This window comes from Deinococcus fonticola, from assembly GCF_004634215.1.
In the GTDB taxonomy this organism is placed as follows: Bacteria; Deinococcota; Deinococci; order Deinococcales; family Deinococcaceae; genus Deinococcus; species Deinococcus fonticola.
The window spans coordinates 1-10,597 of record NZ_SMMH01000058.1 but is presented as its reverse complement, the minus strand read 5'-3'; the positions used below and the strand labels follow the sequence as shown (position 1 = coordinate 10,597).

Genomic DNA, 10,597 nt, shown 5'->3' with positions numbered 1-10,597 from the left:
GCCAGGACGATTTCTTCCTTGACCCCAGATGCCCAAGTTTTGCGCTGCTTTCCCATAGAGTTCCTCCAGTTTGCCTGACCCTCCTATCGGTCAGGCGATTTTTGGAAGGAATCCCTGGAGCATTACCTCTCCTACCGTACGGTTGACCGGGTATTCCGGCGACACGGCATCACCCACAAAAAAAGGACTCATCGCCAGCGAACGTGATGAGGAACTGCGCACGCAGTTCCTCAATGATCTGCAACCGTATCTACATACTCCGGCTCGCCTGGTGTTTGTCGATGAGTGCGGCTTCAATACATCACTGACGCGTTTGTATGGGCGCGCGCCCAGCCATCGACGAGCAGTGGGACGTGTGCCACGCAACTGGGGCAAGAATCACACCTTGATTTGTGGGCTGCAATGCAGCGGGCCTATCGCCCCGCTCGTCGTGGAAGGTTCGGTGAATGGTGCCGTGTTTGAGTGGTATGTGCGCGAGGTCTTATGTCCTGCCCTCACCCCTGGGCAGGTCATAGTGCTGGACAATCTCTCGGCTCATCATCGTGATGAGGTCAGGACGCTGATTGAGGAGCGTGGCTGCACGCTCCTCTTTCTGTCACCGTACAGCCCAGATTTCAATCCCATTGAAATGATGTTCTCCAAATTGAAAGCTTGGATTCGGGCTGGCGAATACCGGGAGGTCAAGACCTTGATTCAAGCCATCTGGAACGGGCTTTTGAACGTCACCTTACGCGACATCTTCGGTTGGATGACTCATGCCCATCCAGAAACCTTTTTATGTCAAATGCTTTAATCGCCGTGATTCATTTTCCTGTTTCGGTGGCGAGCGAAAGGAAAGGCGGATCTGGACGGTGCTCCCTGCGCTCGGGTGATGTTCCTGTACTCCAGCGGGAAAGTGCCTATCTATACCAGGCCTGCCGACCAACAAAAACCTCTTCCTGAATGTCGGGAAGAGGTCAATCATTGTTCAAGGTGCTGGTGAAGCGTTGCCAGTCCGTGGCCTTTATGGATCAGTTCACGGTTTTCAGGTAGGCGTGAATGTTGTTCAGTTCCGCGTCGCTGACCTGCTCGGTCGTGAAGTGAGGCATCACCATGCCCAGTGTCCTGTCCGGCGTTTTCCCTTCACGCACTGCCGCCGTGAACTGCTCGGCCGTCCAGGCTTTCGCCTTGTCCATCTTGGGGCCCATGCCGCCTTCGGCATTTGCGCCGTGGCAGCCGGCGCAGCTGCCCGCGAATTTCTCCTGACCCGCCGCAGCGTCTCCTTCCCCGGCTTCGCCGCCCGCGGCCTGATTCTGCTGCCCCGAACCAGCGGCGATGGTGGGCACGCTCTGGTTGTCTTCACCGGCGGTGCTGGCCTCGGTCTCCGGCTCGGTGGCTCCCGGCGCGACTTGGCCCGAAGCGCCCGCGCCGTCACTGGCCGATCCCTTGGAGCCCGTACCGGGCGTGCCGTCCGGCCCCGTGGCGGCCGTGCCAGGGTTGTTGGAGGCGGTGTTGCCGTTGTCGTCACTACTGTCGCTGCCGCCTTCGGTTCCAGCACTGGCCGTGCCGGTAGTGGCCGCCGTGGTGCCGGTCTCGGCTGCCCCACCAGCCGCCTGCCCGCCCAGGGTGCGTGGAATGACGATCAGCAGAATCAGGCCGATCAGGCCACCCAGCAGCACACCCATGACCCAAGACATGGCGTTTCCAGCCGTCCAGTTATTCTTCCTTCCACTCGTCATGCCCCACAGCATACGATTTACCGACCGGGCAGACGAAGGGACAAAGTGGGCTGTGCCCCTTCCGAAAGACTTCATGACCTGGCCGTTTTAAAACAACTCTGCGGGCGGCCCGCTGGCCTCTTCATCCGGCCACCATTGCAGTCGCTTCAGGTCACAGCGGCCCGACGCGCCGAACAGCACTCCCTCGGCTTCCAGCAGTCGCTCCTGCAGGTCGCCAAAACCCAGTTTGTGGGTGCTGACACGGCCCTGCGCGTTGATGACCCGCTGCCACGGCAAGGTCCGGTGCCCCGCCAGCGAATGCAGCACAAACCCCGCCTGCCGCGCCGCGCCGGGCTTGCCGGCCAGCAGCGCCAGTTGCCCGTAAGTCACCACCCGGCCCGGCGGAATCCGCGCCACCAGCTCCAGTACCCTCTGCCGGAAAGTCTCCTCGTCCACCCCCTCACTGTAGTGGAGCAAAGGGCAGAGAACCCTCGGCAGCAGCCCAGCCGGCGCGGCAAAAAGAGAAGGAGCGCCCACCCGGACGTGGGCTGGCCCCAAAAGTTGGACGGTTTCAAGTAGAGACTCGGCTCAGGTCAAGGGTACAACAACGCGGATCAATGCTCATCCAGGGGACGGGATGACGGCCACATTTGCGGCGTTGTGACCGCAAAGGGGGTCGGCAGGCCGCCCCCTGGCCTGCTGGGCAAACTCGTCCGGGGTCAGATAAGCCAGAGACGAATGCGGCCTGGCGCTGTTGTAAAACCTTCGCCAGTCGTCAAGTAGCACCTGGGCATGCTGTACGGAGTAAAAAACCTCTCGGTTCAAGCATTCCTCGCGCAGACGAGAGTGGAAACTCTCGGCAAAGCCGTTCTGCCACGGTTTGCCCGGTTCAATGAACCTGGTTCCGATGTCCTGGACAGCCAGCCAGATGCCCAGATCACGGGCAATAAATTCAGAACCGTTGTCGCTGCGGATAAATCCTGGTGCACCACGCTGCGCAATAACTCCCTGCAGGACGGCCTTCACCTCCATGGAGGTGAAGGATTCGGCCACCCGAAGTGCCAGGGACTGCCGGGTGAATTCGTCGGTCAGGGTCAGGATCTTCAGGCTTGTACCGGCCAGCGTCTGGTCGAAGACGAAATCGTACGTCCAGACGTGATTGGGATACTCAGCCTGCATCGGAATGGACGCCCCAGTGCGGATTTTTCGGGAGGTTTTGGGTTTGATGGTAAGACCTTCTTCGCGCCAGAGTCGTCGAACGCGCTTCTTGTTGATCGTGACTCCTGCGCGAACAAGGAGGGCATGAATGAATCGGTATCCCCGGCGGGGATACTCTCTGGCCAGCTCATGGATGCGCTGCCGGAGTTCGCTGTCCTGGCGCGGTTTCGGCTGATAGTGCCACGAGGATTTGGACAGGCCCACCAGAACACAAGCCCGTTCGGGCTTGATCTGCGCCGCGACCAGCTCCCTGACGACGGCGCGTTTCTGGTTGGGCGTTACCGCTTTTTTCCAAGGACATCCCTCATGGCGTCAATTTCCAGGCGCTGCTGGCCAACGATACGTAGTAGACGGGCGTTTTCCTTTTCGAGCTGACGAAGCGGCCAGGCTTGCTCAAGCGAGTCCGTTCTGGCCAAGAAGCCTACGGGCTTCGTCAGGGTTGGTATCGCCGTACTTTTTCTTCCAGGTGTAGTAGGAAGCGGTGCTGCACCCGAAGTCGCGGCAGAGGTCTTCAACAGGCTTTTCACCCTTTTTGCCTTCCTGGAGCAGCTTGATGATCTGGTCTTCGGTAAACTGACGGATTTTCATAGGGTGGGCCTCGCTTTCCAGCTTAGAACTGGTGGCGAGCCTTCGTCTCTAGTCAGATTCGTCCGATTTTCGGGGGGCACTCCAGACGCTACCTTCAGACGGCTGTTTACTTGATCCGTGCCGCGGCCCGGCCCGCCAGCACATCCACCAGGTGGGCGCGGTATTCGGCGCTGGCGAAGCGATCCCCCAGCAGGCCGCCCGCGTCGACCAGGCCTGTTCCGGCATCCTGTCCGGCATTCAGGCGTTCTTCGAGCTGGGGGAGGCGTTCGGCTTTCTCGCCTGCGCCAGTGTACGCGGCGCGAATCTGCCCGTCCGCGTGTTTGGCCACGGCCACGCCCACGATGGCGTAGTGGCTGGCAGGGTGGCGGTACTTCTCGTAGGCGTAAGCGGTCATGGTCTTGGGAACGCGAATGTGCGTCAGGAGTTCCCCAGTTTCCACGGCGCTCTCGAACATGCCTCTGAACATGTCGTCGGCCTTCACGGTGCGTTCGCCGCCCGGCCCGCGAATCACGAACTCCGCCCCCGTGGCCAGGGCAGCCGCCGGGTAGTCGGCGCTGGGGTCGGCGTGGGCGAGGCTGCCGCCAATGGTGCCGCGGTGACGCACCATCGGGTCACCCACCCAGCCGGCCACCTCGTGAAAAAGCGGCAGGGTGCTGGTCAGCACCTCGAAGTGCGTGGTCATGGCCCCCACCACGAACCAGCCCCCTTCCTCCTTAATGCCCTTCAACTCCTCGATTCCCCAGATGTCCAGCAGGGCTGGGGGCTGCGCCAGGCGCAACTTCATGGCCGGCAAAAGCGAATGCCCGCCCGCAATCACCTTCAAGTCCGGATTGTCGGCCAGGGCCCTCAGGGCCTCATCCACACTGGCTGCCTTCTGGTAATCAAATGCTGCTGGATACATAAGTGCCTCCCGTTGGTCGGCGTCCAGGTGGCAAGGAATCTCACATCTTGTTCCTTATTCCTTGCCGACCGGACTTCTCTAATCGTCTGCGGCCTGCTCCTGGGTGCCCCTGGCCGCCTGAATGGCCCGCCAGACTTTCTCGGCGGTGTACGGCATGTCCAGGTGAGCGATGCCGTACTCATGCCACAGGGCGTCCATGACAGCATTGGCGACAGCGGCGGTGCTGGCGATGGTGCCCGCCTCGCCTATGCCCTTTACTCCGAGGGGGTTGTGCGGGCTGGGGGTCACGGTGTGACCGAGCTGGTAGCTGGGCACGTCGTCGGCGCGGGGCATGGCGTACTCCATGTACGTGCCGGTCAGCAGGCTGCCCTCGTCGTCGTACACGCCTTCTTCCAGCAGCGCCTGTCCCATGCCCTGCGCAATGCCGCCGTGCACCTGCCCCTCGGCAATCAGGGGGTTGATCAGGGGGCCACAGTCGTCCACGCTGCCGTAATTCCGCAGTTTCACGTGCCCGGTCTCGGTGTCGATCTCCACCACGGCGATGTGCGTGCCGAACGGGTAAACGAAGTTCGCCGGGTCGTAGAACGCCGTGGCTTCCAGGCCAGGTTCCATACCTTCGGGCAGGTTGTGCGCCAGGTGCGCCATTAAAGCGATGTCGAAAAAGGTCTTGCTCCTGTCCGGTGCGCCCTTGATGCGGAACACCCCGTCCGCGTGCTCCACGTCCTCCTCGCTGGCTTCCAGCAGGTGCGCGGCGATCTTCTTCGCCTTGGCGGTAATTTTCTCCAGGGCGCGTTTTAGGGCGCTGCCGCCTACCGGGGCGCTGCGGCTGCCGTAGGTGCCCCAGCCGTAGGGCATCCGTCCGGTGTCGCCGTGAATGAGTTCGATGTCGCTGATCGGGATTTGCAGTTCGTCGGCGGCGATCTGCGGGAAGGCCGTCTCGTGGCCCTGGCCGTGACTGTGCGACCCGGTAAACAGCTCCACTTTCCCGGTCGGGTGAACGCGCACCAGACTGCTTTCCCACTGCCCGGCCTGAGCGCCCAGTTGACCTACCAGCGCCGACGGCGCCAGGCCGCACGCCTCAACGAACGAGATCAGGCCCACGCCCAGCACCTTCTTCCCGCCCTTCATCTTCTCCTGTTCGGCGCGGACTTCCTGGTACTTCATCATGTCCATGGCCTGATCGAGCGCGGGTTCGTAATTGCCGCTGTCGTACACCAGGGCCACCGGCGTCTGGTACGGGAATTCGTCGGGCTGAATGAAATTCTTGCGGCGCAACTCGGCCGGATCCATGTTCAGTTCGTGCGCCGCCACGTCCACGATGCGTTCCAGCAGGTACGTGGCTTCCGGGCGGCCCGCGCCACGGTAGGCGTCCACCGGGACGGTGTTCGTCATGGCCCCGGTGACTTCCACGTGAACCGCCTCGAACTTGTACACGCCGTTGCACAGCGTGCCGTACAGATAGGTCGGCACGGCGGGCGCAAACAGCGTCTGATATCCGCCCAGGTTGGCGATGGTTTTTACGCGGTACGCTAGCAGTTTCCCGTCGTTCGTGACTGCCAGTTCCGCCTCGGATTCGTGGTCGCGGCCCTGCGCGTCACTCACGAAGGATTCGCTGCGCCGCGCCGCCCACTTCACCGGACGTCCGATCAGACGCGCGGCCAGCAGCACGATCGCTTCTTCCTGGTACTGGAAAATCTTGCTGCCGAAGCCCCCGCCCACGTCCGGCGACACCACGCGCAATTTGTGCTCGGGGATGTTCATCACGAACGCCGCCAGAATCAGGCGGTGCACGTGCGGGTTCTGCGAGGTGGTGTACAGCGTGTACTCGCCACTCGCCGGGCTGAACTGCGCCAGGCTGGCGCGCGGCTCGATGGCATTCGGAATCATGCGGTGGTTGGTCGCCTTCAACTTCACCACGCGCTCGGCCCGGTTAAACGCCTCGGCCGTCGCGGCGGCGTCCCCGATTTCCCAGTGAAACGCCCTGTTCCCCGGCACGTCTGGGTGAACCTGCGGCGCACCTTCCTTCAGGGCCTCGCTGGCACTGGCAACGCTGGGCAGCGCCTCGTAGTCCACGTCCAGCGCAGCGGCGGCGTCCTCGGCCTGGGCGCGGGTTTCCGCGATGACCACCGCCACGATGTCTCCCACGTGGTGAACCTCGTCAGTGGCAATGGCGGGGTGCGGCGGCGTCTTCAGGTCGGGCAGCAGCCAGCCCACTGGAATGCTGCCCAGGCCTGCCTGCTGCACGTCCTCCCCGGTCAGCACCTGCATCACGCCGGGCATGCCTTCCACACTGCTCTTATCGATCCCGCCAATCTTCGCGTGCGCGTAGGGGCTGCGCACCATCGCTGCATGCAGCATGCCGTGCAGCACGATGTCGTCCACGTAATTTCCGGCGCCCGTGATAAAACGCGGGTCTTCGGTGCGCTTCAGGGCCTTCCCAAAGTACTTTTCCTGGGTCATTGATGCCTCCCTCTGGATGGGGCTTGTGGCCTGCAACCTGTGGCGTGGAGGAAAAGGGCCGCTTTTGCTTCAGCCTCTCCAGGCCACGCCCTTCAGGCCGTTCAGTCGTCTGCGGCCTGGCCTGTCCCGTCACCCTTCATCAGCTTCGCGGCGTGCTGCACGGCTTTGACGATGTTGTGGTAGCCGGTGCAACGGCAGTAGTTGCCTTCCAGGTGGTAACGGATTTCTTCTTCGGTGGGGTGGGGGTTGTGCTTGAGGAGTTCGGCGCTGGCCATGATCATGCCAGGCGTGCAGAAGCCGCACTGCAGGCCGTGTTCCTCCCAGAAACCGGTTTGCAAGGGGTGCAGCTCGGCGGGGGTGCCCATGCCCTCGATGGTCTTCACGTCCATGCCGTCGCACTGCACAGCCAGGACAGTGCAACTTTTCACGGCGTTTCCGCCCAGGTGGACGGTGCAGGCGCCACACTGGCTGGTGTCGCACCCGACGTGCGTGCCGGTCAGGCCCAGCTCTTCCCTGAGGAAATGGACGAGGAGCGTTCGTGGTTCCACGTCGCGGGTGTAGGGTTTGCCGTTCACGTTGACAGTGACGTTCATGCAGGCCTCCTGAAGGGCGGGAGTGCGTGGGGCGAAAACCGGACTGAATTGTGTGTTGACCGCTTCACATTCAAGCACACCGGAACGCGGGGGGTGAAGGGTTGCCGAAACGTTCCCGTCTCTTCCGGTGGATGCCCGGCCGCGGTGCCTGCATTAAGCTCGGGCCATGCCTGAAACGCCCGCCCACCTGAACTGGACTGAATTGCAGCCGGACGACGCGCTGCCCGTGCAGGTGCTCTCCTCGCGCGAGTTGACGGCGGGGAAGCGCACGGTCAGGACAGACCGCGTGCGGATGCCGTCCGGTCATGAATTCGAGGAACTGTACCGTCCACGCGGCCCGAAAGCCGTTTTCGTCCTCCCGGTCACTGCGGCGGGCGAGGTCGTCTTGCTGCGCGAGTACCGCCACCCGGTCAGGGCGTTCGTCACGGGAACGGTGGCGGGCACCCTTGAGGAAGGTGAGGAACCCTTCGCGGCGGCCCAGCGCGAACTGCTGGAGGAGGCGGGCGGCACGGCGGGCGAGTGGGTGGCCCTGCCCGCCTTCTACCCGAACGCCAGTTTCAGCGGCGCGGTGTACTTCGCTTTCATCGCGTTCGGTGTGCAACTGGGCGAAAACCGACTGATGCCGGACGAGACTATCGAGCGCATGGTTTTGCCGCTGGCGGAAGCGTACCGGAGGCTGCGGGCGGGTGAGATTCACGACGCGCCGGGCAGTCTGGTGATGTGGCACGCCCTGGCGGAATTGCAGCGGCGGGGGCTGCTTTAGTTTCCTGGTGTGATTTTCTCGATATACGGGGCGTGCAGGTCGTTGTTGTTCACGACGATCCCGGCACGGTCTTCCGGGCTGGCCTCGGCAAAGTACAGCCGGTTGCCCTGCACGTACCGCCGGTTGCTCTCGGCGTAAGGATCAGCGGAGCCGAAACCGGGGCCGCGAGCTGCGCCGCGTGGCACGGAAATGACGAAATCCACCTTCAGGAAAATCGAGTCGTCCCAGAAGGATCGCAGTTCCGGGCGGTGCAGAAAAAGTCCGTCCAGGAGTAGAATTTCACTCCCTTGCGCGTGTGCGGGTTTGTCGTGGATGGTGTGGTCGCTATTCACGTCAAAGATCCGCGTCAGGTAACGCAGTGAGCCGCCTGGACTGAGCGGTTCCAGCAGTTCTCTTTTCAGGGCGTCCAGGTTGTACGAGTCTCGGTAGAACCCTTCCGGCGAGTGGCGGCCCAGCCGGTAACGCATTTCGCGCGGGGAGTGAAAACCGTCGATGCTGGCCCGGATGACCTGCTGACCGCGCTTGCTCAGGGTGGCGGCCAGTTCGTCCGCGAAGGTGGTTTTGCCGGCGCCGTCCACACCATCGATGGCGACCTTCAGCACAGGGGAGGGCGGCTGGCCCAGCAACCTTTCAGCGATGGTTGCCAGCAGGGCCAGGCGGGCAGGTGTGGGGGACATGGCTTTGGCTGTAGCGGGCCGCTTGAGCTTGAACGGGGTTCAGGACAGCCCGAATCGACTTGTGTAGTCACGCTGAAGGGAGCATGACCAGTCCATTTCGGGTGTGGTGTACACTTTCTGCAGGTCGGGCGGAATGTCCCCTGGCCCTTTGCTGAGTGCGGCTGTTCGCTGTCATCAATTTGTGAATTGATTCACCAACTTGGTGATCGACAGGAAACTCTGCCGCATACACGCCCCAGACCAGACGGCCAACCCCCAGAGGGATCGACCTTGAAACCACCCCCACAGGAGCCGCCCATGAAAACCCTGATCCTCGGCGCAGGCTACGCTGGCCTGGCCACCGCCACCAAAATGAAACCCACCCCCGACCTGGAAGTCCTGCTGGTCGAACGCAACCCCTACCACACCTTCGAAACGCGCCTGCACGAGGCCGCCGCCCACAACACCCGCGTCACCCTGCCGATAGAGCCGCTGCTGCGCGGCACCGGGGTCAATTTCGAGCAGGCCAGCGTGGACAGCATCGACGTGGACGCGCGTGAAGTGACCCTCAAGGATGGCCGGGTGCTGACCTACGACACGCTGGTGGTCGGCCTGGGCAGCGTCACGAACTTCTACCGCATCCCCGGCCTGAGCGACCACGCCACCGAACTGAAGGACGTATCCGACGCCGACGAGATCTTCAACTACGTGAACCGCATCTACAGCGCCGGGTACAGCGGTAACCGCGACATCGTGGTGGGCGGCGCGGGCCTGACCGGCGTGGAACTGGTCACCGAACTCGCGCAGCGTGCGCAGGTGCTGAGCAGGACACGCGGCCTGCCGCCCTTCAACATTTATCTGGTGGAAGCCGGCCCCAAAATCCTGCCAGTCCTCGACGACGCCCTGCGCGCCCGCGCCGAACGTACCCTGCACGACTACGGCATTCACGTCCTGACCGGCCACCGCCTGATGGAGGCCAGTGCCGAGGGCGTCACGGTGCAGACCGCTGACGGCGAGCAAAAACAGCTTCAGGCCGGGAAGATCATCTGGACGGGCGGCATTCAGGCCCGCGACATCGTCAAAGGTGAGCGGCTGGAGAAAGGCCCCGGCGGACGCATCGCCGTGGACGATTACCTGCGGGCCAAAGGGTACCCCGACGTGTTCGTGGTGGGCGACATGGCCCTGGCCCATGACCAGGGCGGTAAACCCGTGCCCACCACCGCCCAGCACGCCGGTCAGCAAGGTCGCCTGACGGGCAAGAACATCCGCCATATGGTCAGAGGCCGCGAACTGGAGAAGTACGAACCCAACACTATGGGCGAATTCGTCAGCCTGGGGGGACTGATGGCCGTCGGCTGGATGAAACTTCCCTGGAACCAGAAGCTCGCCATGACCGGCGGTATGGCCCACGTCATGAAGAAAGCCAGCGAATGGAAGTGGCGCAGCAGCATCGACTGAACCGGCCTCTGGTGCGGCAACTGAATGTCTCCATGTGAAAGAAGGGGTCGGGGCCGCGCGCTTCGGCCCTCCGCCTGTGGGAACGCTTGTGGGCGAGGGAGCGTACTGGAAGCATCTCCACGCTGTTTCTCGTATAACAATGGTTCGTGCAGTTTTAGGCGGCTTTGAGGCCGAAATTTAGCGGACTGGACGGCAGATGTTCTAATTCTTCAAAGCGGGCCGAGAGATCCAACTTGGACAAAATCACTTGGGCCAGCAGGGCG

Annotated in this window: 10 protein-coding genes and 1 pseudogene; 3 read left to right on the top strand and 8 right to left on the bottom strand. The window is 62.7% G+C overall.

Annotation, left to right across the window (positions count from 1 at the left end; genetic code table 11):
• The first annotated feature begins 70 nt into the window (after window positions 1–70).
• A complete protein-coding gene (locus E5Z01_RS18350; protein ID WP_135230698.1) occupies window positions 71–793 on the top strand; it encodes an IS630 family transposase in 723 nt (240 codons plus the stop codon).
• 217 nt (window positions 794–1,010) lie between these two features.
• On the opposite strand, the gene E5Z01_RS18345 is transcribed toward E5Z01_RS18350, so the two are convergent.
• From E5Z01_RS18345 to E5Z01_RS18315, 7 genes and pseudogenes are all read right to left on the bottom strand, one after another.
• A complete protein-coding gene (locus E5Z01_RS18345; protein ID WP_167758012.1) occupies window positions 1,011–1,718 on the bottom strand; it encodes a cytochrome c in 708 nt (235 codons plus the stop codon).
• Window positions 1,719–1,805: 87 nt separating this feature from the next.
• The gene (locus E5Z01_RS18340; RefSeq protein ID WP_233554676.1) at window positions 1,806–2,153 is read right to left on the bottom strand and encodes an MGMT family protein; all 348 of its coding nucleotides are present in this window, start codon (window positions 2,151–2,153) and stop codon (window positions 1,806–1,808) included.
• A 165-nt stretch (window positions 2,154–2,318) separates the two neighbouring features.
• Window positions 2,319–3,191: pseudogene (locus tag E5Z01_RS18335) on the bottom strand (IS3 family transposase); the annotation flags it as partial.
• Window positions 3,192–3,308: 117 nt separating this feature from the next.
• Window positions 3,309–3,503: a transposase gene (locus tag E5Z01_RS18330; protein WP_119761589.1), complete on the bottom strand. Its 195-nt coding sequence runs from the start codon at window positions 3,501–3,503 to the stop codon at window positions 3,309–3,311.
• A 106-nt stretch (window positions 3,504–3,609) separates the two neighbouring features.
• Window positions 3,610–4,404 carry an FAD binding domain-containing protein gene (locus E5Z01_RS18325; RefSeq protein WP_135230694.1) on the bottom strand — a complete coding sequence of 265 codons (795 nt, stop codon included), beginning with the start codon at window positions 4,402–4,404 and terminating at the stop codon, window positions 3,610–3,612.
• A 78-nt stretch (window positions 4,405–4,482) separates the two neighbouring features.
• Window positions 4,483–6,864 carry a xanthine dehydrogenase family protein molybdopterin-binding subunit gene (locus E5Z01_RS18320; RefSeq protein ID WP_135230693.1) on the bottom strand — a complete coding sequence of 794 codons (2,382 nt, stop codon included), beginning with the start codon at window positions 6,862–6,864 and terminating at the stop codon, window positions 4,483–4,485.
• A 101-nt stretch (window positions 6,865–6,965) separates the two neighbouring features.
• Window positions 6,966–7,457, bottom strand: coding sequence for a (2Fe-2S)-binding protein (locus E5Z01_RS18315; RefSeq protein ID WP_135230692.1), 492 nt, complete (start codon window positions 7,455–7,457; stop codon window positions 6,966–6,968).
• Between the two features lie 166 nt (window positions 7,458–7,623).
• Here E5Z01_RS18315 and E5Z01_RS18310 point away from each other — a divergent pair, with 166 nt between their 5' ends.
• Window positions 7,624–8,220, top strand: a complete 597-nt coding sequence (locus tag E5Z01_RS18310; RefSeq protein WP_135230691.1) for an NUDIX domain-containing protein — start codon at window positions 7,624–7,626, stop codon at window positions 8,218–8,220.
• On the opposite strand, the gene E5Z01_RS18305 is transcribed toward E5Z01_RS18310, so the two are convergent.
• Window positions 8,217–8,897 carry a nucleoside/nucleotide kinase family protein gene (locus E5Z01_RS18305; RefSeq protein ID WP_135230690.1) on the bottom strand — a complete coding sequence of 227 codons (681 nt, stop codon included), beginning with the start codon at window positions 8,895–8,897 and terminating at the stop codon, window positions 8,217–8,219. The two genes, E5Z01_RS18310 and E5Z01_RS18305, sit on opposite strands and share 4 nt — an antisense overlap.
• 297 nt (window positions 8,898–9,194) lie before the next feature.
• On the opposite strand from E5Z01_RS18305, the gene E5Z01_RS18300 reads away from it, so the two are divergent.
• The gene (locus E5Z01_RS18300) at window positions 9,195–10,334 is read left to right on the top strand and encodes an NAD(P)/FAD-dependent oxidoreductase (protein WP_135230689.1); all 1,140 of its coding nucleotides are present in this window, start codon (window positions 9,195–9,197) and stop codon (window positions 10,332–10,334) included.
• Window positions 10,335–10,597 lie beyond the last annotated feature (263 nt).